We start from the raw sequence: 23945 nt of genomic DNA on the forward strand, positions 1-23945 counted from the left end.
TGAGGTCAAGTCCTTCGGCACGGCGCTCGCGATGTGACGGTCCACACTCTGGGCAACCATGGCAGACCGTTCGGCGTTTCACCGGTGGTACAGTCCACGGCATGCAGCGCGCATATTTCTGGTTTAGCTATCCGGCCCTGGGTGGGCCGGTCTGCGACCCTGCGCGCTGACTTCCTCCACCTCGAGCCGGATAACGCCCGGCTCGACGGTAGCGATTTCCGTGGGTCGGCCTCCTAACGCAAAGGACCCACATCTCATGACCACCGCAGCCGATGTCGACTCGCGGCATTCCGACCTCGACGACCAGCGCACCCTCAGCGTGAGCCCGCTTCGCTCGCCCGCCGAGGTCCGCATGGTCCACCAGATCACCGACGCCCTCGCCGACACCGTGCGAACGGGTCGCAAGGCCACCGTCGACGTGCTCAACGGCGACGACGACCGCCTCATGGTGATCGTCGGCCCGTGCTCGGTGCACGACCCCGCCGCCGCGCTGGAATACGCCCGCAAGCTGGCCGCCAAGGCCGCCGAGCTGGGCGACCGGCTGCACATCGTGATGCGCGTGTACTTCGAGAAGCCGCGCACCACGCTGGGCTGGAAGGGTCTGATCAACGATCCGCACCTGGACGGCTCGTTCGACGTGAACACCGGTCTCGGCATCGGCCGCAAGGTGCTCGTCGACATCACCGCCCTCGGCCTGCCGGTCGCGTGCGAGTTCCTCGACCCCATCACCCCGCAGTACATCGCCGACCTGGTCTCCTACGGCGCGATCGGTGCCCGCACCGCCGCCAGCCAGGTGCACCGGCAGCTGTCCTCGGCGCTGTCGATGCCGGTGGGCATCAAGAACGGCACCGACGGTGACGTGCAGGTCGCGGTCGACGGTGTGCGCGCCGCCGCCGCCAGCCACGTCTTCCCCGGCACCGACCTCGACGGTCGCTCCGCGCTGATCCGCACCTCGGGCAACCCCGACTGCCATGTGATCCTGCGCGGCGGCAGCAACGGCACCAACTTCGACGCCGCCTCCTGCGCCGAGGCCAAGCTGCGCCTGGAGAAGTCGTCGCTGGCCCAGCGCCTGGTGGTCGACGCCAGCCACGGCAACAGCAACAAGGACCACAACAAGCAGGTCGACGTCGTCACCGACATCGCCGACCGGATCGCCGCGGGCGAGCAGGGCGTGGTCGGGGTGATGCTGGAGTCGTTCCTCGTCGCCGGTCGCCAGGACCTGACCCTCGGTAAGGCCGACGATCTCACCTACGGCCAGTCCATCACCGACGCGTGCATCGACTGGAACACCACCGCCACCCAGCTCGACCGTTTGGCCGAAGCGGTGGCCGCGCGCCGCGCTTAGTCTTTCGATCGTCGGTGCGGGCCTCGGATTCCGGGGCCCGCACTGCTGTGTCTACTGGTTCTGCACCGCGAGTCGCCCCGCGAGAGCGACGAAGCAGACTCCGAACACCCGCCGCACCCATCGGACCACCACCGGGCGTGACAGCACATAGGTGCGCATCGCGGCCGCGGCCGCTCCGTAGCCCGCGAACACCACGAAGGTCGCCAGCATGAACAGCCCACTGAGCTCGAGCATGCGGCCCAGCGCGTTCGGTGCGCCGGTCGGCACGAACTGCGGCAGGAACGCGAAGAAGAAGATCGTCAACTTCGGGTTCAGGATATTCAGCAGCACCGCAGCGGTGACGACCTGTCGCGCCGACGGCTCCGTCGCGACGCGATCTTCCGCAATCGCCGGCGCGCCCTTGTCCCGCAGCGTGTTCCACGCCATGTAGAGCAGATAGGCGACGCCGAGATACTTCAACGTCTGGAACGCGACCGCACTGGTGTTCAACAGCGCGGCCAGCCCCGTGACCGCCGCGACCATGTGCGGAACGATCCCCAACGTGCACCCGAAGGCGGCGATCACACTCGCCCTCGTGCCCCGGGAAAGCCCAGCCGCCAAGGTGAACAGGACCCCGGTCCCCGGCGTGGCGACGATGACAAGCGTGGTCAACGCGAACTCGATGCTCATCTCCCGCAGGGTAACCAGTGGTCGCCGATCGGGAAATACCTTCCGGGTGACGAGCGCCCTGCCGACCGGCCGGATACGCGGTTGCCGGGTCGTACCGTGGGCGCGGCAGACTGGTCGGTGATGAAGCTTCCCGAACTCCCCGACCTTCCGGTGCGACCGGCGCTGGAGCGGATCACCGCGACGCTGGCCGATCGTGGGGTCGCGGTGCTGGTCGCGCCGCCGGGCACCGGCAAGACCACGTTGGTGCCGTTGGCGCTGGCGGCCGGGTCTTCGGGGCGCGTCGTGGTGGCCGAGCCTCGGCGCCTGGCCGCGCGGGCGGCGGCGGCGCGGATGGCGGCGTTGCTGGGGGAGCGGGTGGGCGAGACCGTGGGGTATGCGGTGCGGGGTGATCGGAAGGTGGGGCCGCGGACACGAATCGAGGTGGTGACCTCGGGGTTGTTGGTGCGGCGATTGCAGAGCGACCCGGAGTTGGCCGGGGTCGGCACGGTGGTGCTCGACGAATGCCACGAGCGGCATCTGGACGCCGATCTGCTGCTGGCGCTGTTGCTCGACGCGCGGTCGGGGCTGCGGCCGGATCTGCGGGTCTTGGCGACTTCGGCGACGGTGGCCGCGGATCGGCTGGCACAGCTGCTCGGCGCGGGGGAGGCCGGGAGTACGGGACCGGTGGACCGGGAGCTTTCGGTCGAGAGTTCGCGAGCCCCGGTGCTGGAGGTACACGGGCGGACCTACCCGGTCCAGGTCGACTACCTCCCGGCCCTGCCCCGCGAGCGGATCGAAGCGCAGGTCGCGCGGGCTACCCGCAGCGCGCTGGCCGCCATCGACGGTGATGTGCTCGTCTTCCTGCCAGGTGTCGGCGAGATCAACCGCACGGCAGGGCTGCTGCGCGACCTCGACGATGTCGATGTGGTCCCGCTGCACGGCAGGCTCGCGGGCGCGGCGCAGGACCTCGCGCTCCGGCCGGGGGCGCGACGCCGTGTGGTCTTGTCCACTGCCGTAGCCGAATCCAGCCTCACTGTCCCCGGCGTGCGCGCTGTCGTCGACTCCGGGCTGGCCCGCGTCTCCCGCGTCGACCACCGCCGTGGGCTGTCCGGCCTTGCGACAGTGCGTGTTTCGGCGGCGGTCGCCGAACAGCGCACGGGTCGCGCGGGCCGTGAAGCCCCCGGCCGTGCCTGGCGCTGCTGGCCCGAATACGAACATCAAACCCTGCCCGCCTACCCCGAACCGGAGATCCGCACCGCCGAACTCACCCGTCTCGCACTGGAATTGGCCTGCTGGGGTACCCCCGACGGCACCGGTCTGGCCTGGTGGGACGCCCCGCCGGAAGGTGGCCTCGCCGCGGCCCGAAGCATCCTGCGTGCCCTGGGCGCCCTCGACGTCCTCGACCACATCACCCCACGCGGCAAGGCCATGGCCGATCTCGGCCTGCACCCGCGCCTCGCCCGCGCGCTCCTCGACGGGAAAGCCAGGGTCGGCGCGAAGGCCGCCGCCGAAATGGTGGTTCTGATGGACGACGACTCCCTTGCCCACACCGTCGACGCGGCGGCGGCCCTGCGCGCCCTGCGCACCGAACGCCCGCCCCGTTGGTCCCGCGAGGTCCAACGCCTGACGCGACTCGTCACGAGCACGACAACCGCGGACAAACCCGCCCGACCGCCTGGCGCCGCACAGGCTGGTGCGTCCGCCCGCGTGGGTCGGCGTGACCGGTCAAGCGTCGCTGACCCGAAGGCCGAAGCCCCGTTGGGCGCAGGCAGTCCGGGTCGACGCGATCGTGTCGTCGGTGAGTCAGGAAACGAGAGTAGTGACTATGGAACCGATACCGCGGCGTTGTTGATCGCGCTGGCGCAGCCGGAGCGGCTGGCTCGTCGGCGGTCGAGTGGGTCGTCCACGTATCTCATGGCGGGCGGTACCGCGGTGACGTTGCCGCCGGGTTCGGGGCTGGCTGCCGCGGAGTGGCTCGCGGTGGCCATCGCCGATCGCGATCCCGGCCGGGCGGAGGGGCGGATTCGGTTGGCGGCCGTCGCCGATGAAGAACTCGCTCGTGAGGCCGCGCCGGGGTTGGTGGTCGTGGCCGACGAAGTGCGCTGGGACGGCGGTGATGTGGTGGCTCGTCGGGTGGAACGGCTGGGCGCGATCGTGCTGTCGGAGAGGGCGTTACGCAATCCGGACAAGGCGCTGATGGAACACGCTGTGCGGCAGGGGCTTCAGACGGAAGGGTTGGACTTGCTGCGCTGGAACGACGACTCGCGCAGCCTGCGTCAACGTCTCGACTTCCTGCACCGCACCCTCGGGGAACCGTGGCCCGCAGTCGACGACAACGCGCTGCTCACCGACCTCGACAGCTGGCTCGGCCCCGAACTGTCCACGGCGCGGCGCCGTGCCGATCTCGCCCGCGTCGACGCGGGCAGCGCATTGCGACGCCTACTCCCGTGGCCTGCCGCCGCCCGCCTCGACGAACTCGCCCCCGAACGGCTCGAGGTCCCCTCCGGCAGCCGGGTCCGCCTCGACTACTCCGCCGACCAGCCGGTCCTCGCGGTCAAAGTCCAGGAGATCTTCGGCTGGACCGACCCGCCCACCCTCGCCGACGGTCGCGCCCCCATCCTGCTGCACCTGCTCTCCCCGGCCCAGCGCCCCGTCGCCGTCACCGCCGACCTGGCCTCCTTCTGGAAGAACGGCTGGTCCCAGGTCCGCGCCGACCTGCGCGGGCGCTACCCCAAACACGCCTGGCCCGAAGACCCGACGACGATCTCCGCCCACCGAGGCACCGCCCGCCGAGCCACCAACCGCCCGATCTGACCGGCGCGACTACGCCAGTGTCGGCCAACCGTCGCCGACATCGGCGGGATCAGTCGGTAGCCGCCCCGCGACCCATTCGTCGACGCGGGTTCCGCGCTGGACCCCGCCCGAGCGGGCCACGCCCTCGAAGCGAAAGCCGTTGCGGCGCACGGCCGCAGCCGAAGCGACGTTGCCGACGATCGCACGCCACATGATCCGGTCCAGCGCGAGACCGTCGGAGGCGAACCCGAAGTTGCAGACCAGGGTGATGGCGCGCGACATCAGGCCGCGGCCGCGCTGTGCGGGAGCGAGCCAGAAGCCGATCTCGCAGGCGCCCGGTCCGCGCGTGTGCAGGCCGATCATCCCCTCGACCGGGCCGTCCGCGGCGGTACGGATCGCCCAGACCGGCGCGTTGTCCGCCCAGCCGGGAGCCACCATGCGGTCGAGGAATTCCTCGGCGTCGGACCGGTGATAGGGGACGGGGATCGTGGTCCAGCGCTGCACATCGGGGTCCTGACAGCACTCGACGATACGGTCGATGTCGGCCCCGGTCGGGCGGGTGAGCCAGGCCGTGCCGTCGGTGAGCGTGTGCTCGTACATCCGGTCATCTTGACAGTCGACGCCGAAAATCTCGCCGCATTTTCACGGCTTTCCCGCACCTGGTGCGGGCGCGGGAAAGGCAACGACCTGTCCCGTCGGCCCGGTCGCTTCGGGGTCGCCCCAGTTTTGTCCGACGACGTACAACCGCGGATCCCCGTCTCGGCTGAGCGCGCACGCGAACGCGCCACGGTCGAGCGTGACCGTCTGCGACACCTCGCCGCCTTCCCGAACCCGGACACAATGCTGGTTGCCGACATCTGCGTACCAGAGCTGACCGTCGGCATCGAGGCAGATCCCGTCCGGGTGATCGCCCGGAGTCGCCGCCCACACACGGCGATTCCTCAGCGCGCCGTCGGCCGCGATGTCGTAGGCGGTGAGCTGATTCGCGTACGACTCGGCCACGATCAGCGTCGCGCCGTCGGCGGTGATCGCCATGCCGTTGGGAAAAGCGAGTCCCTCGGCGACCTGGCGCACCTCACCGGTGGGCGTGATGCGCGCGATGACGCCGGGCACGAACTCCCCACCGGGGAAATCGAAGCCGATGTTGTCGACGTAGGCATTGCCGCGCCCGTCGATCACGATGTCGTTCCACGGTGTGTCCGACACGGTCGAGAGGTCGGCGAAGGCCACGAGCGACCCGTCGGGTTCGCGGCGAAGGAGCCGTCGGGCCGCGGAGTCGACGATCACCAATCGACCGTCGGGCAGAAAGTCGATGCACATCGGGAAGGACGGCACCGTGGCGACGACCTCGGGCCCGTGATCGTCGACGACGATCACCTGGTTCGCGCCCCAGTCCGAGAACCACAGTCGACCGTCGTGCCAGCGCGGTGACTCGCCGAACACGATTCCCTCCAGCACAACCTCGGGTGTACTCATGCTGCGCCGTCCTTGTCGTCGGTAGTAGTGGTACAGACGAGATGGCGTGCGGAGAATCACCGGTGCCAGACCCGTGGGACCGAACGCGGCGGGGTACTCCGTAGGATCTGCCTCGATGGTTTCCCCGTTTCTCGCCGACTTGTTCGAATCGCATCGAACACATTTGCTTTCGGTCGCCTACCGGCTCACCGGAAGCGTCGGCGACGCCGAGGACGCGGTGCAGGAGAGCTGGCTGCGGATGGCGGGGGTGCACCAGTCCGAGATCGACGATCTGCGCGCCTGGCTGACGACGGTGGTCAGCCGAATCTGCCTCGACCACTTGCGCAGTGCCGCGGTGCGGCGCGAAACCTATGTGGGGCAGTGGCTTCCGGAGCCGATCGTCTCGGCGGCGACGTCTTCGCGCACTGTCGATCCACTCGATGTGGTGGTGCGCGATCAAGACAGCCGAATGGCGGCGATGGTGGTGCTCGACGCGTTGACGCCGCAGCAGCGGGTGGCACTGGTGCTGCACGACGGGTTGGACGTGCCGTTCGCCGAGATCGCCGAGATCCTGGGTGTTTCCGCCGATGCCGCGAGGCAAGCTGCGGTGCGAGCCCGCCGGGCGGTGGCCGACGCACCGGCACCGGTCGCCGACGAGGTGCACGATCAGGCGGTGCGACGGTTCCTCGCGGCGCTGGCCACCGGCGATGTCGCCGCGGTCGCCGCGACGCTGCATCCGGACACGACGTTCACCGCCGACGCGGGCGGTACCACCAAGACCGCACTCAATATTGTTGCCGGACAGGAGAAGGTCGCTCGGTTGGCGCTCGGCCTGTGGCGCAAGCACCAACAGGGATCGGGGCTCGAGATGAGCGCCGCCACGGTGAACGGGCAGGCGGGGCTGGTGTTCACCGACCCGAACTCGCCGTTCGGCCGCCCCGTGCGCGTACTCGGGTTCGCGGTGCGCGACGGAAAGATCTGGGCCACCTACGATTTCGCCAACGTGGTCAAACTCTCCGGCGCCCGCCTCCGCTGACCCCGCGGCCCCGAAGAGGACCTGCGAGGTCAGCGGTGGGCTGCGCGGCGCTGGGCCGGGCTGCTCAGCGCCGCGAGACAGTGCGGTGCGTCGCAGGCGAGTGTTTACGGGTAGGTGGATCCCCAGTTGTGGTCGCCGGTGGACGAACCGAGGTTGTGGTCGCCGGTCGAGGAACCCATGTTGTTGTCCGGCGTGGCCGAACCGGTGACCATGTCGCCGATCGGACCGCCGAACAACTGATCGTGGATGAACTGCAACGCCGAACCGGCTACCTCCGACGCAGCCGGTTGCAGGATGAAGTCGAGCAGAGGTGAGGCCATGTGAGCCCCTTTCGATATACCACCGTGCAGTGGTGTGTGAGGTAGAACACGGCGAGGCTAGCTGAGGTTGGGGAAACGCACAATAGCCCAGGTCAAAGCGGGAAAACGTTTGTGAAACATGCGTGTTCGCTATCGCTGGGCAACGTCACGGAATAGTGGGATACGCTGCGGAGATGCCGCCTGTGCCGTCCACCGTCGCCCGTCTGCGCCCCTTCGGATCGACCATCTTCGCCGAAATGACCGAACTGGCCGTCCGCCACGACGCGGTGAATCTGGGGCAGGGCTTTCCCGATATCGACGGCCCCGCGGGCATGCTCGAGGTGGCGCGCGCGGCGATCGCCGACGGTCTCAACCAGTACCCACCGGGCCGCGGAATGCCGGTGCTGCGCCAGGCGGTCGCCGAGGACCGAGCCCGTCGTTACGGCACGGCCTACGACCCGGCGACCGAGATCCTGGTGACCGTCGGCGCGACCGAGGCGATCAGTGCCGCCGTGCTCGGGCTGGTGGAACCCCGCCAGGAGGTGGTGCTGATCGAGCCGTACTACGACTCCTACGCCGCCGCGGTCGCCCTCGCCGGCGCACAGCGACGCACGGCTCGCCTGGTGCCCGACGGCGACCGATTCGTACTCGATCTGAACAGCTTGCGGGCCGCGATCACGCCGAAAACACGCATGCTGATGGTGAATTCACCGCACAACCCCACCGGCGCGGTACTCGATCGCGCAGATCTGACCGCGATCGCCGAGCTGGCTGTCGAACACGATCTGCTGGTGCTCACCGACGAGGTGTACGAGCACCTCGTCTACGACGGCACCGAGCACATCAGCATCTCCACGCTGCCCGGCATGCGCGAGCGGACCATCGTGGTGTCGAGTGCGGCGAAGACCTTCAACGTCACCGGGTGGAAGATCGGCTGGGCGTGCGCGCCTGCGCCGCTGCTCGACGCCGTTCTCACGGCCAAGCAGTACCTCACCTTCGTCGGCGGCGGCCCGTTCCAGCCTGCCGTCGCCCATGCGATCAACGAGGAGCTCGACTGGGTGCGTGCCCAGCGTGACGGACTGGCGGACAAACGAATACGGCTCTCGCGGGCCCTGCGCGACGCCGGTTTCGGAGTGTCGGCCAGCAAAGGCGGTTACTTCGTCTGCGCCGACATCCGACCGCTCGGCGCCGCGGACGGACTGACATTCTGCCGCGAACTCCCCGAACGACTGGGCGTGGCCGCCGTGCCGGTCAGCGTGTTCGCCGACCACCCCGACGACTGGAAACACCTGGTGCGCTTCACCTTCAGCAAAAGCGACGAAACCATCGACGAAGGAGTCCGCCGCCTACGTGCCGGGTGACGCCTGACCCCGCGCTCCCGACCCGCGCTCAGTCACGCGCATGGCGAGCCAGCGGCGCATGCCACTGAAAATGCCGCGCCAGCAGCCGAAAACCCACCGCCCCCGCCGCAGCGAGCAGCCCCGTCCATGTTCGATACACGTCGAGGTGCAACAGCGCGGCAGTAGCGGCCGCGCCGAACAGCGCCGGGATCGCGTAGAGGTCCTGGTCGGGGCGTAGGACGGAAGGCACTTCGCCGCTGAGCACGTCGCGGATCACCCCGCCGCCGATGGCGGTGGTCATACCGAGCAGGGCGGCGGTGGGCGCGCCGATGCCGGCCGCGTCGGCGATCACGGTGCCGGTGACGCAGAACAGGCCGAGCCCGATCGCATCGGCGACTTCGAGTGGGCCCTTGGTGAGGCGGGGCGACGGTGCGATGAAGTACAGGATCAGCGCGGTCACGATCGACGCCGACAGATAGGTCAGGTTCGTGAAGGCGGCGGGGGGCGTGCGCCCGAGCAACAGGTCGCGCACGATTCCGCCGCCGAGCGCGGTCGCGCACGCCAGCACGACCATCCCGAACAGATCGAGCCGCTTGCGCACGGCGACCAGCGCCCCGGAGGCCGCGAACGAGATGGTCCCGATCATCTCGCCGCCGCGGTGCACCGCCTCCACCGCCGAATCGAGCTCCGTCACCGAAGGACCTGCCGCCAATGTCGCCACCAGCACCCCAACACTCACCGCCCGCTCCTTACGCCTCGATGCTCCGCAGCAGCGTGACATGCCCGAGCTCGGCGACCGCGACCAGGCCCTCGTCTCAGGCGGGGGCGGGGCGGGCCTTGTCGGTGGCGAGCAGGACGGCGATGGTGCCGAGGGCGGTTCCCATGAGGTAGCGCTGGGTGCGCAGCCACAGGGGGCGGGCCGCGAGGAAGGTGGCCAGGCCCGCCGCACCGAGGACGATCATGGCGTTGACCGTGAGGGCCACGGTGATCTGCACCGCTCCCAGCGACAGGCTCTGCAGCCAGAGGGCGCCGCGATCGGGGTCGACGAACTGGGGGATGAGGGCCATGTACATGATCGCGATCTTCGGGTTGAGCAGGTTGGTGGCCAATCCCATCGTGAACAGTCGCCGGGCCGGGTCGTGCGGGAGGTCGGCGGGCGCGAACACCGAAATCCCACCCGGCCGGATCGCCTGCCAGGCCAGCCACAGCAGATACGCCGCCCCGGCCAGCTTCACGGCCAGATACAGGCCGGGAACAACCGCGAACACCGCGGTGATCCCCGCCGCGGCCGCCAACAGGTAGACCCCGAACCCCGCCGCGACCCCCAGCAGCGAGATCATCCCCGCGCGCCGCCCCTGCGCGACGGTGCGCGATACCAGATACATCATGTTCGGCCCCGGTGTCAGCACCATGCCGAGCGCCGCCGCCGCCACCCCGAGAACCGCCGTTGTCTGAAGCATGCATCGAGTTTGCGCTGGTCGGTGCGGCTCTGTCGCGGTCCAGTCGGCACCCGCTGGACCCCGGCCCACCCTCGTGCGCCGCACCGGCGAACAGTCGCTTCGCGGACTCTCCGCCCAGGTCATGTCGGTCCGAGTCCGTACAATTGACAAAGCTGCCCCACCGGACACGTTCCGGCCGGGGTATCGAGCAAGTTCCCGCCCCCAGGCGAAGTCCTACGCGCCGTTCGGGTGACAAGGCCCCGACGGCGCGGCTCCGACCGCCCATGAACACAGGAGCAACGTGTGACCGACGGTCCGCTGATCGTGCAGAGCGACAAGACCCTGCTGCTCGAGGTCGACCACGAGCTGGCAGGCAACGCGCGCCAGGCCATCGCGCCGTTCGCGGAGCTGGAGCGCGCGCCAGAGCACGTGCACACCTATCGGATCACGCCGCTGGCGTTGTGGAACGCCCGCGCGGCCGGCCACGATGCCGAGCAGGTGGTCGACGCGCTGGTGAACTTCTCGCGCTACGCCGTGCCGCAGCCGCTGCTGGTCGACATCGTCGACACCATGGGCCGCTACGGCCGGTTGCAGCTGGTCAAGCATCCCGCGCACGGGTTGTGCCTGGTCAGCCTGGATCGCGCGGTGCTCGCCGAGGTGCTGCGGCACAAGAAGATCGCACCGATGCTCGGCGCTCACATCGACGACGACACCGTGATCGTGCATCCGTCCGAGCGCGGCCACATCAAGCAGATGCTGTTGAAGATCGGCTGGCCCGCCGAGGATCTGGCCGGCTATGTCGACGGTGAGGCGCACGACATCGGCCTCGACTACACCGAGGGAAAGTGGCACCTGCGCGACTACCAGGAGATGGCCGCCGATTCGTTCTGGGCGGGCGGTTCCGGCGTGGTCGTGCTGCCGTGTGGCGCGGGCAAGACGATGGTCGGCGCGGCCGCGATGGCCAAGGCCAAGGCCACCACCTTGATCCTGGTCACCAACACCGTGGCGGGCAGGCAGTGGCGGCGCGAGTTGCTGGCGCGGACCACGCTCACCGAGGAGGAGATCGGCGAGTACTCCGGCGAGCGCAAGGAGATCCGTCCGGTCACCATCGCGACCTACCAGGTCATCACCCGTAAATCCAAGGGTGAGTACAAGCATCTCGAACTGTTCGACAGCCGCGACTGGGGTCTGGTGATCTACGACGAGGTGCATCTGCTGCCCGCGCCGGTCTTCCGGATGACCGCGGACCTGCAGTCGCGACGACGGCTGGGTCTGACCGCCACACTGGTGCGGGAGGACGGCCGCGAGGGTGATGTGTTCTCACTGATCGGACCGAAGCGCTACGACGCGCCGTGGAAGGACATCGAAGCGCAGGGCTGGATCGCGCCCGCCGACTGTGTCGAGGTCCGGGTCACGCTCACCGACGCCGAGCGGATGGCCTACGCCACCGCCGAGCCGGAGGAGCGCTACAAGCTGTGTTCCACCGCACGCACCAAGATCCCGGTGGTCGAGTCCATTCTGGCCCGGCACAAGGGCGCCCCGACCCTGGTGATCGGCGCCTACCTGGACCAGCTCGACGAGCTCGGGGTCGACCTGAACGCCCCCGTCATCACCGGCGCCACCAAGAACAGGGAGCGCGAGGCGTTGTTCGACGCGTTCCGCTCCGGCGAGATCCCGGTGCTGGTGGTGAGCAAGGTCGCCAACTTCTCCATCGATCTTCCGGAAGCATCCGTGGCGGTGCAGGTGTCGGGTACTTTCGGGTCCCGCCAGGAGGAGGCGCAGCGGTTGGGCCGCCTGCTGCGGCCGAAACAGGATGGGGGACAGGCGCATTTCTATTCGGTGGTCGCGCGCGACACTCTCGATGCCGAATACGCCGCGCATCGTCAGCGCTTCCTCGCCGAGCAGGGTTACGCGTACCGCATCGTCGACGCCGACGACCTGCTCGGTCCGCCCGTCGGCGACGGCGTGTAGGGCTGTTCGCCAGGTCGAAGCGGGGTAACGTGCGAAATCGCTACCTCTGCAAATAAGTGGAGGCAATTCCTCCGCAACTTGTGCTAGGAAGGAAGGCGTGCGCCGCTTCGAATTCGTGGTCGACCGTGAGCACGCTCACGCGGTCAACGAGACGTTCACCGGGTTACGCAGGTTGCGCCTGGTCGCCCTGCTGGTCGCCGGTCTCGCCGTCGCGGCGACGGTGGCGCTGGTGTGGAGCGGGCAGGCGTGGGGTTTCCTGCTCGCCGTGGTGTGCGTGCTCGTCGCGGGCATCGCACTGTGGGTGGCACTGTGGACCCCGCACCGGTCCAGTATCGAAAAGCTCTATCACGACGGTGTTCTCGTACCCGCTGTCGTCAGTGATGCCGCGCCGGGCGCGATCGTATTGCTCGCCCTGGTCGATATCGCCGAACCCGCTGCCCCGGTGCGCAGTTGGGCGTTGATCACCCGCAAGGTGCGCACGCTGCCGGGGCACACGCCACAGCCGGGCGAGCGGGTGCCCGCCGTCGCGGTACGCACCGATCGTGCTCCTCGCCAGGTCGGCGAACGCTGGCAGTTGGTCACCGCCATGCCGATCGCCTGGGGTACGCGCGACGACGAGGTGATCACCCGCGCGTGCGATGCCATCAACGAGGTCGAATGGCGGCTGCTCGCGGAGAACCTGGCGCTGGCCGCACGCGTGAAACGCACGGCGACCAAACGGCTGCTGCTCGACCCGGACCATCTGCCCGCCGACCTGGGCTAGGCGTACCCCCGCCCAGCGGGCGTGCCTGTTCGGAGTCCCTGGCGCGCGCCTGCGACGATGGTCGGGTTCGTGCGATCCGGTCGACGAAAGGTGTCTTCGCCATGCGATGGTCGGCCGGGGTGTGCGTGGTGATCGCGCTGGTGGCGTTGGGAGTCCCTCCGGTAGCGGCTGATTCGCACGTGATCGGGGCCCCGGGGCTGGGCGATCCCTACTATCCGCTCGACGGCAACGGTGGTTACGACGTCACGCACTACGACGTGTCGATCGCTTACGAACCCGGTGCGCACCACCTGCGCGGCACGGCCCGCATCGATGCGCGCGTGACCCAACCGCTGGCGCGATTCAACCTCGATTACAGCGGGCCCGGGGTGCTGATGGTGACGGTCAACGGGCAACCCGCGGGATTCGGCCGAGACGGCGAGCACGAGCTGGTGGTCACGCCGCTGCTACCCCTGCCGCCGGGGCTGCCGATGCGGATCGTCGTCGACTACGCGGGCGCGGCCGCCGACACCGAGGGCGCGGGCTGGACCCACGCGCCCAACGGTGGGGCGTTCGCCGTCGGTGAGCCGCACAGTGCGAGCACCTGGTACCCGCTCAACGACACTCCCTTGGACAAGGCGACTTTCACACTGCACGCCGACGTGCCCGCCGGCTGGGAGATCATGTCGACCGGCGACCGCACCGAGCACGTGGTGCGCGACGGACGGCTGCACACCACCTGGGAAACGCGTCAGCCCGTGATCGGCTACCTGACCACTGTCGCGGTGGACCACTTCACCTTCCTCGAGCAGCGGCGGGCGAACGGGACCGCGGTGCTGAGCGCGTTCGCGCCGGAATCGGAGGCCAATCGCGAAGACGAACAGCGGCTGCCCGAGATTCTCGACTTCCTCGAAAGTCTCTACGGCCCCTACCCGTTCGATGTGGCCGGCGGCATCTATGTGGACACGGAGCTGCCGTTCTCACTCGAGACCCAGACCCGGCCGACCTACGCGCCGTGGGCCGATCTGAACACGGTGGTGCACGAGCTGGCCCATCAATGGTGGGGCGACACGATGTCGGTGCGGCAATGGTCCGACATCTGCCTCAACGAGTGCTTCGCCAGCTACACCGCCGACTATCTGTGGCCGGAACGAATCGACCACGCCGACGTGGACACCGAGTATCGCGAAACAATCGCGAAATACCTCGACGAGCCGAAATTCTGGAAGATCGCGCTGGCCGCTCCCGGAGTCGGCGACGAGTTCACCTCCGTCTATTACCGCGGGCCGCTGTTCCTGCACGCACTCCGTAAACTGATCGGCGAAGACGTGTTCTTCACGGCCATCAGAGATTTCGTGAACGCCCATCGCGACGGCCACGCGTCGATGCCGGAATTCCGGGAGTTCTTGCAGAGCCGGACCTCGATGCCGCTCGCCGAATTCCTGGCCGAATGGCTGGACGGCACCAGGCCCCCGCGCGACGCGTTCCTCTATCCGGGCACCCTGCGTCCCTAATCCTCACTCAGCCGCGCGCGGGCCCGCTCGACCCAGCGCTGCATACGGTCGAACTGGCTACGCGCGGCGGTGAATTCGCCGCGCGCCCGATGTTCGGCGGTGTGGGCGAAGTGGCGTTGTTGTTCAGCGTGTTCGAGCTCGGTGCGTAGCTCGGTGATCCGGGTCTCGATCGCGTCGAGCTCGGATTTCGCCTGTGCGGCAGCGGCTTCGGCCTCCTCGCGATCGGCGCGAGCGGCTGCCAGGCCGGATTCGGCGTCGTCGAGTTCCTGTCGGGCCTCGGCGCGGCGCTTGTCCTCGGTGTCCTTCGGGGAGGACTTGGGTTTGCTCGCGCGCTGAGGGGCGGTGGCCTTGCCCCCGGTGATCGCGACCAGCCCGGCCGGGCCGAAGCCGTCGTAGGTGGCGGTGGCGGGCAGCACCCCCGCCCGGACCAGATCGGCGACATCGGGGTCGGCCAGCGCCGCGGTGAGGGTCTGGCCGACTTCGCGCAGCACCTGCTCGCTCGCCGGGCGGTCGTGCTCGGCGGCCAGCTCGGCGGCTCGCTTGGTCATCGCGTTCACGACCTGTTGACGCTGGGTACCGAGTGCGCGCAGTTTCTCGCCGGAGAGTTGACGTTGCGCCGACCGAAGAGCATCGCCGAGATCGAGCAGGGCGGCGATCTCCCGCGGTGCGTGGCGGGCCAGCAGATTGACCGTCCAGGCGGCGACCGTCGGCTTGCGCAGGGCGGTGATGGCTTTGGCCAGATCGCGGTCACCGTCGGCGCGGGCTCGGGCGGCGCGCTCGGTGCGGGTGGACACGAAGTCGCCGGGGTCGAGGGTGTACAGCTCGCCTGCGACGTCGTCGAGGGTCATCTTGTGATGGTAGCCAGCTCGCTCGACGCCGGGAGCGCCGTCGCGAGCACTTGGGTATCGTCACCGGCGGTTGTGTACGCCCTGAACCGTTCGGTGAGTGAGGTTTTCAGTGATTTTCCCAGAGAAGCGACTATTGGCGCGGATCGTGCTCGGACCGGTGGCCGCGATGGCGCTGGTCGGGGCCGTGGTCTCGTGCTCGTCCGATGACTCGTCGTCGGCCGGGGCTGTCGCGGTGGGCTCGTGTGTGGAGGTCAGCGACAACGCCGCCGACGCGATGAAGGCGACCGTGGGCGACTGCTCCTCGGCGAAGTCCAGTTACCGGATCGTCGAGGTGGGGGCGGACTGCGCTGCCGAGAACGCCGTGTTCAACGGCACTGTCGGGGATGCGAAGAACTCGCTGTGCCTGGCTCCGAACTTCGCCGAGGGCAGCTGTTACGCCGACGCGGGGAAGCGGCCTGCCGAGGCTGTGGCCTGCACTGCGCCCGAAGCGTCGTTCAAGGTGGTCAAGCGGATCGACGGGGAGATGGACGAGTTGCTGTGCGGAGCGGACGCCACGCAGTTCCGCACCGTCGCCGATCCCGCGACGACTTTTTGCATGGCGAAGCCGTAGGGGCTCAGTCGAGCAGGGCCACCGACGCGATTCTGTGCAGGGTGAAGTGGCGGGTGGCCCCGCTGACGGGGTCGACCGCGTCCAGTTGGCCGTTGCCCACACGGAGCGGTTCGACCACGCGCTGGGTGGCCACACCCTGGGCGTCCACGTAGCCGATGTTCACCGGCCGGCCCACGCGCGCTGCCAATTGGAGCAGGGCGAGGGTCGCGGCCGTGCCGGTCCGGGTGCCGTCGGTGCGGACCGAGCGGCCGGTGCGAGCGCCCGCGGCCCGTTCGCCGGCGCGGAGTTCGGTGACGAGTTGGGCGACCTGGTCGTCGTTGGGGGGAGTGGGGCGGTAGGGCCTGCGGGCCAGGGGCCGCACGGAGATCCTGGCACCGCGGGGACGGAGGTCGACGATGGCGCCGCCGGAATCCTCGCCCGCGGGGGCGAAGCCCGCCTTGCGGAGCTGGTCGAGCATTTCGGCCAGGGGGGCAAGGGCGATCGCCACGGTGGGGGCGATCGCGCGCAGGGCCAGCGTCTCGGCGACGGGGGCGGCCAGCACCTGCGCCAGTAGGGCCGGGTCGTCGCTGCGGAGGAAGGACTGGGCCATCCCCACACGGAGCTGGCCGTGGCGGCGGGCCACGTCGTCGATGAGGTAGGTCAGCGACTGCGGGACCGGGGTGCGGGAGTGGGTGGCGAACAGGGCGTGCAGTTCGGCGGCGGTGAGTCCGGCGTCGAGGGCGCGACGGACCGTGGCATCGACGACTCGGTACACCGTCGCGGCGCCCGCTGATTCGACGTCGGCTACCAGGGCGATCTTGCTGCGCAGTTCCGGAACGAGCGGCCCGGGGGCGATGACCGTCAGGTCGGCCTGGACCAGGACGTGGTCGACCGGTTTCGGCAGTGCGGTGGCCATTTCGGATTCGGCGTCGGCGACCGAGCCGTGCAGCAGGGCCCTGGCGGCGGAGTCGAGGGCGCCGCGGCCGAGCAGGCCGACGACCGCTGCCTCGGCGAGGGTCGCGGTGACGGCTTCGAGGCGGAAGTGCCTGCGGCGGCGCGGCATTCGCCAGGCCAGGATTTTGCCGATGTCGGCGGGAGTCGGTGCGGTGCCGGTCGGGTACTCGGCGAGCAGGCCGAGGATCGCCACCCGGTCGCGCACCGCGTGGGGTACGCGCAGCTCTGCCGACAGCGCGGCGATCGGCTTGTCGGCGGCGTCGCGCATCCCGATCATCCACGGCATCCGATCCAGCTCCAACCACGCCTGCGCGAGGGTCACCCAGCGGGTCGCGGGTGGGGCGTCGAGCCAGGAATCCGCGGCGGGGGTCGGGGCCCAGAAATCGTCGGTGGAGTCGAGATCGGGGGTCGGTTCGGGCAGGCCCTTCTCGACGAGTTTCGCGGCGGCCAGCAATTCCAGCAGCAGGCCGGTGCGTTGTTCGTCGATGCCGGTCTGTTTGGTCAGTCGGCGCAGTTCGCGCACGCCGAGTCCGCCGGCGCGCAGGGCGGGGGCGGGCAGCTTGCCGAGCGCGTCGATCACATCGGCGGCGTCGCGCAGCAGCTCACCGACTTCGCCCGCACCGACGGCGTTCACTTCGGTGGGGGAGTTCTTGGCGAGTGCGGGTTTGGGCGGGGCGAGCGCGTGCGGGTCGGTGACGGGCTCGCCGCGCAGAACCTGGCCGACGGTGACGGGCAACTCCACGGTCTCGTCGTCGACCCAGTGCAGCAGCCGGGCGGCGAGCAGACGCGGCACCGGGCGGTCGGGGTCGGTGGCGGGCGCGGCGTCCCTGGTGCGGCCGCGGGGGCCGGTGGCGGCGAGTTTGTCCAGCAGCGCGCGTTCGGGCGGGCTCGCGGTGGCCAGCGCGGCGGTCACCTCGGGCTCGGTGAGGGCGTCGGGGATCGCCGTCGTGGCGCCCAGCGGCCAGGGGAGGGCTTCGGCGGCACTGGGTGTCAGGTCCAGATCGTCACCGATCTGCCAGACGAGGGCGCGGTCGAGCAGCCGGGTCAGCGCGGCGGTGAACGCGGTCTTGGTGACGCGATCCGCGAGCTGGGCGTGCAGGGTGGCGCGGGTCAACGGCGTGAGCTCGGTGCCGATCGTGCGGGCGTCCTCATTGGCCGTGAGCGCCTCGATGATCGCGAACTCGAGCGTGGTGAGATCGTCGGCGGCACGCAACACCGACGCGCGCTGTTGGGCGCGCACCGCGAGCACCGACATCGACGCAGGCAGCGGCACCGCCAGGTCGGGCCGCAACTGCAGCAATTTCACCAGTTGGGCATCGGTGCGCGCACCGAGCCAATCGGCGAGAGAGTCCGTCGCGATCATCCGATCGAGCCTACAGTTCTCGGCCGCGGCGATCTGGACCGGCGAAGGTTCGAGGGCGACCGACCGTTGTCGGTGCGCCGGAGCAGAACAGCGACGCCAGCCACTGATGGTCGCCGCGTCGCATATGCCAGAATGAGCCGGTGGTGAACAAATCGAAGAAACCCTATGTCGACAACGGCTGGCCCGAGGTGGCCGACGGCGAGCACGCCGTGACCGAACTGTCGTCGACCCGCGCCGGTAATCTCTCGCCTTTCGGTGAGGACACCGTGTTTCCCGTCCCGGCCGCGACGCTGCCGTACGTGCACCCCCAGACCACCATCAACCGGGTGTAATTCGGACGAGAAAGACAAGAGCCCGCATCCTCGAGGATGCGGGCTCTTGTTGTGTATGCGAGCGATCAGGAGGGCAGCAGACCCTTGTTCGCCTGGAAGAAGTCGATCACGGCCGGGTCCAGCTGAGAACCCTTGGCGGAGTTGACGAGGTCGAGAGCCTGCTGCGGCACGGCGATGCCCTGCTGCTGCACGACGGTGAGGGCGCGGTCGACGGCCGAGAACACTTCCGCGCTCGGATCGGCCTGCACCTGCGGGACATTGATCTCCGGAACCCAGCTCGGGGTGGTGGAGGGGGCGACACGCTCGGACGGTCCGCTGCTCAGGCCCAACTTGGACGAGCAAGACGGCCAAGCGCCCCAACCCTGGGAAGCGAGAACCTTTTCGGCGACCACGATCTGCTGTTCGCGGGTGGCCTGGTTGGCGGAAGCGGCGTATTCGCCACCGCCGTGTGCGTTCCAGGTGGAGGGCGAGAACTGCAGCCCACCCTGGTAGCCGTTGCCGGTGTTGATGCCCCAGTTGCCGCCGGCTTCACACTGTGCGAGGCGATCCCAGTCGGAGTCGGGGGCCGCGCTGGCGTTTCCGGCGAGGGCTGCGGCTGCGGTGCCGAAGATCGCGCCGGTGACGGCGACCTTGGCAGCAGTGCGCCCGGTGGAAGTCGGCTTGCGGTGGCGTCCACTCATATCGGGTTTCTTCCTCTCGTTCGCACCTGCATGTGGCCCGGACTGAGAGGTCTCCCGGTCCGCCCTCATCCCTTGTTTCCAATCGGGGTCCGGTACCCGCGGGGTGAGGTTCGGTGCGGCGGGCCGGTGGTTCCGGGGGTTACCCCGGCTGAGAGAAACGGTACGACGGTCGGCGGTGAATGTCACTATTTGGTAACCGGCGGGTCCCGGGGGGTCTCGGGGTCATCTCAGGGTGATCCCTGATGTGTCCGCGCAGGTAGTCGCGGTGGCGAATGTGCGCGACGGCTGTGCGCTCACTTCGTGACCACACCGTTATGTGATGAAGATCACAGGTTTATTAGGAAGGCATTTCGCGGGGTAATCGGTTGATGCGTCAACGTGCGCGTCGGCCCGACCGCAGCGCGAAGACGATCGCGAGCAGGAAGCCCAGCGGTGCGAGCATCGCCAGGCCGTACAGCCACAGCCCCGGATCACCGTCGGACACGATCGGCGTCACGAAGATCGCGATCACCGCCAGGATTCCGACTCCGAACAGAACGAGAGCCACGTGCAGCAGGCGATCGCCGGAGCGTCGCGGACCGGTCGAGGCCGGATCGGGTGAGTTCGTCACCGGTGCACCGTAAAACTGGTGTGCTCGCGTTATAGCCACCGGGGTAGACTCTGAGCACATCGCGTCCTGCCTTGTTGTGGGGCGCGTTCTTTTGCGACAAGCAGAAATGTGTAACCCGGGCCACAAGGGCGCGGGTGCCGAATGATGAACGGGTGAGCGCAGTGCCGACCGGTCGGGTGAAGTGGTACGACGTCGAGAAGGGCTTCGGCTTCCTGTCTCAAGACGAGGGCGAGGACGTCTATGTGCGCTCGTCCGCGCTGCCCGAGGGCGTCGAGGGACTCAAGCCCGGACAGCGCGTCGAGTTCGGCATGGCGGCAGGCCGCCGTGGCCCGCAGGCGCTCAGCGTCACGGTGCTCGAGGCGCCGCCGACCGTCGTTCGCGATCGTGACCGTGGGCAGACGCCCGCGCGCAAGGACGCGGGCCCGCGCAAGTCGCCCGACGAACTGCACGGGCTGGTCGAGGACATGATCACGCTGCTGGAGAGCACTGTTCAGCCGGATCTGCGCCGGGGAAAGTACCCGGATCGCAAGATGTCCCAGCGTATTTCCGAGGTGGTGCGGGCCGTGGCTCGCGAACTCGATCACTGACATGTGACAAGCGACCGGCCCCGAACGAATCTCGTTCGGGGCCGGTCTCGTTCACGGCTCGGCGATCTCAGGTCTTGCGGGGCTCGGGCTCCAGGGTGACGATCGACCAGGCGGCGTGCGGAACATAGGTTTCGACGCCGGTGGCGATGTCGCGGGCCAGAATCGGCAGCTGCACCTCGATGCCGATCAGACGCAGGTCGGGTTCCGGCTTCGACTCGATGGTGAGTGCCCTGGCGCGGTCGGGGTAGTCGGCGAAGCTGAGGACCCGGTCCAGCTGTTCGCCGCTGGGGCGCTGGTAGATCAGCTGGATGAGCCAGGGGGAGTCGGAGACCGCGTCGGGCAGCGACAGCTGCACGGGGTCACCGACGGGGACCACCAGCGGCGCGGTCTCGCCGTATCGGCAGTCCTCCATCCTGACCGTGCAGTACATGAACGGATCGACGGTGATGGTCTTGCCGTGTGCGTACGCGGTGAGCTTCGGACTGTGCGCGGGCGCCTTCGACACCGCGAGGGCGACCAGCCCCGCGGTCACCGCGACGACGGCGAACAGTCCGGCCGCGACCAGCGCGACGATCGTTCGAGCGTTGAGCTTGCTCACCAGGTGGGGTCTCCTGTCCCTCTCGGATGGATGTTGGGCACTTCCTGCTCGACGTGCTGGGGGCGATTGCCGCCCAGGCCAGGCAGCAGCGAGTGCCCGGTGTAGCTGACGAACGTCTGGAGCAGTCCGGCCAGCAGGATCACGCTGATCAACGCGAAACCCTTCCAGTACTCGATCGGCATCAGCACACCGGCCGCCCCGCCGATGACCCAGCTCAACTGCAGCACCGTCTCCGAACGGCCGAAGCCGGACGCGATCGACTCCGGGGGGAGGTCGTCCTGGATGGCGGCGTCGAGGGACACCTTCGCCAGCGCACTGGCCGCCGAGGCCACCAGGGCCGCGACCGTGGCGCCGAACAGATTCCCGGTGAACGCGGCGAACAGCGCGACCACCGCGCACGCGCCCGTGCAGCCGAGCACCACCGGCGACGGCCTGCCCAACTGCAGGCGGGCGCCGGTCGCGTTCCCACCGAAGTTACCGACGGCCGCCGCCGCGCCGACCACGCCCAGCATCGCCGCCTGTTCGGTGGGGCTCCCGCCCGATCCCTTGGCGACGAAGGCGATGTAGAAGGTGAGGAAGCCGGTGAGCACGCGGATCGAACCGTTGCCCCACAGCCCGGTGACCACGGCTCGGCCCAGCGGCTGGCGCCGTTTCCGTGGCGGCACCGAGGACGGCTGACCACGTTCGATGACCTCGGTGTGCGCGTCGGGCCCGTGATAGGTCAGCGTGGCGGGGACCTCGCCCTCGGTCACCTCGACCCAGCGCGGAATGCGCACACTGAGATACGCGCCCGCGATCGCGATGCCGGTGGCGAAGATCAGCGCGCCCGTGGAGCCGGCGATCAGGGCGACGAGTGCGGCCAGCGCGCCCGCGCCGATCGTGCCGCCGACCAGGCCGAAGACGGTCAGCCGGGAATTGGTGCGGACCAGGTCGATATCCGGTGGCAGCACGCGCGGGGTCACCGCGCTCTTGAGTACCGCGAACGATTTCGAGCCCACCATCATGCACAGCGCCAGCGGGTACAGGCCCCACGTGTCGATATTGAAGATCAGCAGCAGCGCGAAACCCGCGCGCAGGGCGAACGTCGTCGCCAAGGCCAGCCTGCGACCGCGTTGCAGCCGGTCCAGCAGCGGGCCGATCAGCGGCGCGATCAGGGCGAACGGGGCGATGGTGATCAGCAGGTAGAGGGCCACCTTGGTTTTGGATTCGGCGGTGGCGCTGGCGAAGAACAAGGTGTTGGCCAAGGCGACGGCGATCGCGGCGTCGAGCGCGAAGTTCGCCATGGTGGCGTAGGTGAGCGCGGTCAGGCCGGATTGGTCGGCGCCGTCGGCCTTGGCGGCGCGCTGGAAGGTCGCGATGCCGCGTTCGGTGAGTTCGCGACTACGCATGGCGGCTACGCGGGTGACGGTCAGTTTTCGGGGGACTCGTTGATTGGCCGGGTCGTCGGCGCCCTCGTCGCGCGGGAAGGGCCGGGTGCCGTCCGGGCCGAGGTCGTCGTGTCGACCGTGCTCACCGGCCGGGGGCCCTTGTGAAGATTCGTCGCGAGGTGGGGACGGACGTTTGCGCTCGTCGACGAGCGGAGACTGTCGCCCGTGCGGGTGCTCGTCGCGCGGCGGGACCGGTCGTCCTCGGTCGGTGCGCGGGCCGGGCCGGGCCTGCTCGTCGAACGGCGGAACCTGCCGACTCGTCGAATGCTCGTCCGGCACGCGGCCGAAGGGGCCCCCGCTCCGGACAGGAGTGGTCGGGGCGCCCGGGTCGACGGGGCGGTGTCGGCGGAACAGGCTTTTCGACCGGACCGTCGGCGGCTCGGCGGGCAGCGGCCGTTCGGGCCGGGGGAAGACCTTGCGCGGTGCGCGCGGCGGGTACTGCCCGTAGCCGGGGTGCGGGTCGGCGGCGGTACCGTCCCGGCGACCACGGTCTGGACCGGATGGTTCGCGGGGCGTAGTCACGACTCCAATTCTGTCCCACTCGAGCTGTGCGTGTTCACTCGCGGCTCGGCTATGTCGGCCACACCGTGTTATTTCCCCACGAATCGCACTTCGAACATGCGCGGCCAGTATTTGCCGGTGAGCAGGAAGCGGTCGGTGCCGGGCAGTTGCGCGATGCCGTTGAGCACATCGGTGCCCTGTCGCTCGGCGGGCGTGAGCAGCCCCGCTGCGTCGATCACCGCGAGAATCCGGCCGGTCTCGGGATCGATGTGCAGTATCTCGTCCGACGGGTAGTTGTTGGCGTAGACCGTGCCGTCCTCGGCGCAGTCGAGCTCGTTCGGCTGGGGATCGCGGTAACCGGACAGGGTCACCGCGCCGGTCTGCGCGAAGGTCACCGGGTCGCGGAAGGTGAGCGTGTCGGTGCCGTCGCTCATCACCAGCCGGTGCGGCTGTGCGCACAGACCCCAGCCCTCACCCGTGTAGTCGGCGCGACCGGTTTCGGCGAGGGTCACCGGGTCGCGGGCGATGGCGAAGCCGTCCTGCCAGGTCAGCTGCCAGACGATCGCGCCCGCCCTGGTCATGCCCTCGCCGAACAGCCTGCCCGGCAGCCGCACGCGGGCTGTTTCGGTGCCCGTGCGCTGGTCGGTGGCCCGCGCGGTCGACACGCCCCACATTCCGGTGCTCTCGTAGCGGATGCCGTCGACCACCTCCAGGCCCTGGGTGAAGGCCTGTGGATCGTGCGGTGACGAGCCGATCACCTCCACTCGCAACCGCGGCGGATCGGGCTCTGTGGGTCCGCTACAAGCCCCCGCGCCGAGCACACTGACCAGCACTGCGACGGCCAACGAACTGCGATTGCACTTCATACGGCAAA

The 23945-nt window shown here is 69.2% G+C and carries 23 protein-coding genes; 10 read left to right on the forward strand and 13 right to left on the reverse strand.

Annotated features, from left to right (window positions below; genetic code table 11):
* Positions 1-256: 256 nt before the first annotated feature.
* Positions 257-1345, forward strand: a complete 1089-nt coding sequence (locus tag ACFWUR_RS07645; protein ID WP_378903529.1) for a 3-deoxy-7-phosphoheptulonate synthase — start codon at positions 257-259, stop codon at positions 1343-1345.
* A 51-nt stretch (positions 1346-1396) separates the two neighbouring features.
* Here ACFWUR_RS07645 and ACFWUR_RS07650 read toward each other — a convergent pair whose 3' ends face one another.
* Positions 1397-2014 carry a LysE family translocator gene (locus ACFWUR_RS07650; protein WP_378903532.1) on the reverse strand — a complete coding sequence of 206 codons (618 nt, stop codon included), beginning with the start codon at positions 2012-2014 and terminating at the stop codon, positions 1397-1399.
* A 120-nt stretch (positions 2015-2134) separates the two neighbouring features.
* Between ACFWUR_RS07650 and ACFWUR_RS07655 the strand changes: the two genes are divergently transcribed.
* On the forward strand, positions 2135-4807 hold the full coding sequence (locus tag ACFWUR_RS07655; protein WP_378903535.1) for an ATP-dependent RNA helicase: 2673 nt from the start codon (positions 2135-2137) through the stop codon (positions 4805-4807).
* A gap of 9 nt (positions 4808-4816) precedes the next feature.
* Here ACFWUR_RS07655 and ACFWUR_RS07660 read toward each other — a convergent pair whose 3' ends face one another.
* Entirely contained in the window at positions 4817-5386 is a 570-nt protein-coding gene (locus ACFWUR_RS07660) for a GNAT family N-acetyltransferase (protein WP_378903539.1), read from the reverse strand.
* Positions 5387-5428: 42 nt separating this feature from the next.
* Positions 5429-6262, reverse strand: a complete 834-nt coding sequence (locus ACFWUR_RS07665) for an SMP-30/gluconolactonase/LRE family protein (RefSeq protein ID WP_378903542.1) — start codon at positions 6260-6262, stop codon at positions 5429-5431.
* Between the two features lie 115 nt (positions 6263-6377).
* Here ACFWUR_RS07665 and sigJ point away from each other — a divergent pair, with 115 nt between their 5' ends.
* Positions 6378-7277 (forward strand): RNA polymerase sigma factor SigJ, encoded by a 900-nt coding sequence (sigJ, locus tag ACFWUR_RS07670; protein ID WP_378903545.1) that lies wholly within the window; start codon positions 6378-6380, stop codon positions 7275-7277.
* A 104-nt stretch (positions 7278-7381) separates the two neighbouring features.
* Here the strand turns inward: sigJ and ACFWUR_RS07675 are convergent, their stop codons facing one another.
* Positions 7382-7597, reverse strand: a complete 216-nt coding sequence (locus ACFWUR_RS07675) for a hypothetical protein (RefSeq protein ID WP_378903548.1) — start codon at positions 7595-7597, stop codon at positions 7382-7384.
* Positions 7598-7770: 173 nt separating this feature from the next.
* Between ACFWUR_RS07675 and ACFWUR_RS07680 the strand changes: the two genes are divergently transcribed.
* Positions 7771-8937 (forward strand): pyridoxal phosphate-dependent aminotransferase, encoded by a 1167-nt coding sequence (locus tag ACFWUR_RS07680; protein ID WP_378903551.1) that lies wholly within the window; start codon positions 7771-7773, stop codon positions 8935-8937.
* Between the two features lie 28 nt (positions 8938-8965).
* Here the strand turns inward: ACFWUR_RS07680 and ACFWUR_RS07685 are convergent, their stop codons facing one another.
* Both ACFWUR_RS07685 and ACFWUR_RS07690 read right to left on the reverse strand, forming a co-directional pair.
* Positions 8966-9562, reverse strand: coding sequence for a trimeric intracellular cation channel family protein (locus tag ACFWUR_RS07685; RefSeq protein ID WP_378904170.1), 597 nt, complete (start codon positions 9560-9562; stop codon positions 8966-8968).
* 169 nt (positions 9563-9731) lie between these two features.
* Positions 9732-10376 carry a LysE family translocator gene (locus tag ACFWUR_RS07690; protein ID WP_378903554.1) on the reverse strand — a complete coding sequence of 215 codons (645 nt, stop codon included), beginning with the start codon at positions 10374-10376 and terminating at the stop codon, positions 9732-9734.
* Between the two features lie 282 nt (positions 10377-10658).
* Here ACFWUR_RS07690 and ACFWUR_RS07695 point away from each other — a divergent pair, with 282 nt between their 5' ends.
* The 3 genes from ACFWUR_RS07695 (at position 10659) to ACFWUR_RS07705 (ending at position 14582) form a co-directional block, all read left to right on the forward strand.
* A complete protein-coding gene (locus ACFWUR_RS07695) occupies positions 10659-12326 on the forward strand; it encodes a DNA repair helicase XPB (protein WP_378903557.1) in 1668 nt (555 codons plus the stop codon).
* Between the two features lie 97 nt (positions 12327-12423).
* Positions 12424-13089 (forward strand): DUF3239 domain-containing protein, encoded by a 666-nt coding sequence (locus tag ACFWUR_RS07700; RefSeq protein ID WP_378903560.1) that lies wholly within the window; start codon positions 12424-12426, stop codon positions 13087-13089.
* 101 nt (positions 13090-13190) lie between these two features.
* The gene (locus ACFWUR_RS07705; RefSeq protein ID WP_378903562.1) at positions 13191-14582 is read left to right on the forward strand and encodes a M1 family metallopeptidase; all 1392 of its coding nucleotides are present in this window, start codon (positions 13191-13193) and stop codon (positions 14580-14582) included.
* Here the strand turns inward: ACFWUR_RS07705 and ACFWUR_RS07710 are convergent.
* Positions 14579-15430, reverse strand: coding sequence for a hypothetical protein (locus ACFWUR_RS07710; RefSeq protein WP_378903565.1), 852 nt, complete (start codon positions 15428-15430; stop codon positions 14579-14581). The two genes, ACFWUR_RS07705 and ACFWUR_RS07710, sit on opposite strands and share 4 nt — an antisense overlap.
* A gap of 109 nt (positions 15431-15539) precedes the next feature.
* Between ACFWUR_RS07710 and ACFWUR_RS07715 the strand changes: the two genes are divergently transcribed.
* On the forward strand, positions 15540-16040 hold the full coding sequence (locus ACFWUR_RS07715; protein ID WP_378903568.1) for a hypothetical protein: 501 nt from the start codon (positions 15540-15542) through the stop codon (positions 16038-16040).
* 4 nt (positions 16041-16044) lie between these two features.
* On the opposite strand, the gene ACFWUR_RS07720 is transcribed toward ACFWUR_RS07715, so the two are convergent.
* The gene (locus ACFWUR_RS07720) at positions 16045-18336 is read right to left on the reverse strand and encodes a helicase-associated domain-containing protein (RefSeq protein WP_378903571.1); all 2292 of its coding nucleotides are present in this window, start codon (positions 18334-18336) and stop codon (positions 16045-16047) included.
* A 140-nt stretch (positions 18337-18476) separates the two neighbouring features.
* Between ACFWUR_RS07720 and ACFWUR_RS07725 the strand changes: the two genes are divergently transcribed.
* Positions 18477-18668: a hypothetical protein gene (locus ACFWUR_RS07725; RefSeq protein WP_378903574.1), complete on the forward strand. Its 192-nt coding sequence runs from the start codon at positions 18477-18479 to the stop codon at positions 18666-18668.
* Positions 18669-18733: 65 nt separating this feature from the next.
* Here ACFWUR_RS07725 and ACFWUR_RS07730 read toward each other — a convergent pair whose 3' ends face one another.
* Together ACFWUR_RS07730 and ACFWUR_RS07735 are read right to left on the reverse strand one after the other, a co-directional pair.
* A complete protein-coding gene (locus ACFWUR_RS07730; RefSeq protein WP_378903577.1) occupies positions 18734-19348 on the reverse strand; it encodes a transglycosylase family protein in 615 nt (204 codons plus the stop codon).
* A gap of 373 nt (positions 19349-19721) precedes the next feature.
* The gene (locus tag ACFWUR_RS07735) at positions 19722-19958 is read right to left on the reverse strand and encodes a hypothetical protein (RefSeq protein WP_378903580.1); all 237 of its coding nucleotides are present in this window, start codon (positions 19956-19958) and stop codon (positions 19722-19724) included.
* A 161-nt stretch (positions 19959-20119) separates the two neighbouring features.
* Here ACFWUR_RS07735 and ACFWUR_RS07740 point away from each other — a divergent pair, with 161 nt between their 5' ends.
* Positions 20120-20545: a cold-shock protein gene (locus tag ACFWUR_RS07740; RefSeq protein WP_378904173.1), complete on the forward strand. Its 426-nt coding sequence runs from the start codon at positions 20120-20122 to the stop codon at positions 20543-20545.
* 67 nt (positions 20546-20612) lie between these two features.
* Here ACFWUR_RS07740 and ACFWUR_RS07745 read toward each other — a convergent pair whose 3' ends face one another.
* The 3 genes from ACFWUR_RS07745 to ACFWUR_RS07755 form a co-directional block, all read right to left on the reverse strand.
* Positions 20613-21143, reverse strand: a complete 531-nt coding sequence (locus ACFWUR_RS07745) for a DUF2771 domain-containing protein (protein WP_378903583.1) — start codon at positions 21141-21143, stop codon at positions 20613-20615.
* Positions 21140-23092, reverse strand: a complete 1953-nt coding sequence (locus tag ACFWUR_RS07750) for an MFS transporter (protein WP_378903586.1) — start codon at positions 23090-23092, stop codon at positions 21140-21142. Before ACFWUR_RS07750 ends, ACFWUR_RS07745 begins: the two co-directional genes overlap by 4 nt.
* Positions 23093-23160: 68 nt before the next feature.
* The gene (locus ACFWUR_RS07755; RefSeq protein ID WP_378903589.1) at positions 23161-23937 is read right to left on the reverse strand and encodes a glutaminyl-peptide cyclotransferase; all 777 of its coding nucleotides are present in this window, start codon (positions 23935-23937) and stop codon (positions 23161-23163) included.
* Positions 23938-23945 lie beyond the last annotated feature (8 nt).

This window comes from Nocardia sp. NPDC058633 (assembly GCF_042717045.1).
Lineage (GTDB): Bacteria > Actinomycetota > Actinomycetes > Mycobacteriales > Mycobacteriaceae > Nocardia.

What these genes read in the sequence shown, in the direction of transcription:
- ACFWUR_RS07645 (WP_378903529.1), top strand. Translation starts at nt 257, where the DNA reads ATGACCACCGCAGCCGATGTCGACTCGCGGCATTCCGACCTCGACGAC.
- ACFWUR_RS07650 (WP_378903532.1), bottom strand. Translation starts at nt 2,014, where the DNA reads ATGAGCATCGAGTTCGCGTTGACCACGCTTGTCATCGTCGCCACGCCG.
- ACFWUR_RS07655 (WP_378903535.1), top strand. Translation starts at nt 2,135, where the DNA reads ATGAAGCTTCCCGAACTCCCCGACCTTCCGGTGCGACCGGCGCTGGAG.
- ACFWUR_RS07660 (WP_378903539.1), bottom strand. Translation starts at nt 5,386, where the DNA reads ATGTACGAGCACACGCTCACCGACGGCACGGCCTGGCTCACCCGCCCG.
- ACFWUR_RS07665 (WP_378903542.1), bottom strand. Translation starts at nt 6,262, where the DNA reads ATGAGTACACCCGAGGTTGTGCTGGAGGGAATCGTGTTCGGCGAGTCA.
- sigJ (WP_378903545.1), top strand. Translation starts at nt 6,378, where the DNA reads ATGGTTTCCCCGTTTCTCGCCGACTTGTTCGAATCGCATCGAACACAT.
- ACFWUR_RS07675 (WP_378903548.1), bottom strand. Translation starts at nt 7,597, where the DNA reads ATGGCCTCACCTCTGCTCGACTTCATCCTGCAACCGGCTGCGTCGGAG.
- ACFWUR_RS07680 (WP_378903551.1), top strand. Translation starts at nt 7,771, where the DNA reads ATGCCGCCTGTGCCGTCCACCGTCGCCCGTCTGCGCCCCTTCGGATCG.
- ACFWUR_RS07685 (WP_378904170.1), bottom strand. Translation starts at nt 9,562, where the DNA reads ATGATCGGGACCATCTCGTTCGCGGCCTCCGGGGCGCTGGTCGCCGTG.
- ACFWUR_RS07690 (WP_378903554.1), bottom strand. Translation starts at nt 10,376, where the DNA reads ATGCTTCAGACAACGGCGGTTCTCGGGGTGGCGGCGGCGGCGCTCGGC.
- ACFWUR_RS07705 (WP_378903562.1), top strand. Translation starts at nt 13,191, where the DNA reads ATGCGATGGTCGGCCGGGGTGTGCGTGGTGATCGCGCTGGTGGCGTTG.
- ACFWUR_RS07710 (WP_378903565.1), bottom strand. Translation starts at nt 15,430, where the DNA reads ATGACCCTCGACGACGTCGCAGGCGAGCTGTACACCCTCGACCCCGGC.
- ACFWUR_RS07720 (WP_378903571.1), bottom strand. Translation starts at nt 18,336, where the DNA reads ATGATCGCGACGGACTCTCTCGCCGATTGGCTCGGTGCGCGCACCGAT.
- ACFWUR_RS07730 (WP_378903577.1), bottom strand. Translation starts at nt 19,348, where the DNA reads ATGAGTGGACGCCACCGCAAGCCGACTTCCACCGGGCGCACTGCTGCC.
- ACFWUR_RS07755 (WP_378903589.1), bottom strand. Translation starts at nt 23,937, where the DNA reads ATGAAGTGCAATCGCAGTTCGTTGGCCGTCGCAGTGCTGGTCAGTGTG.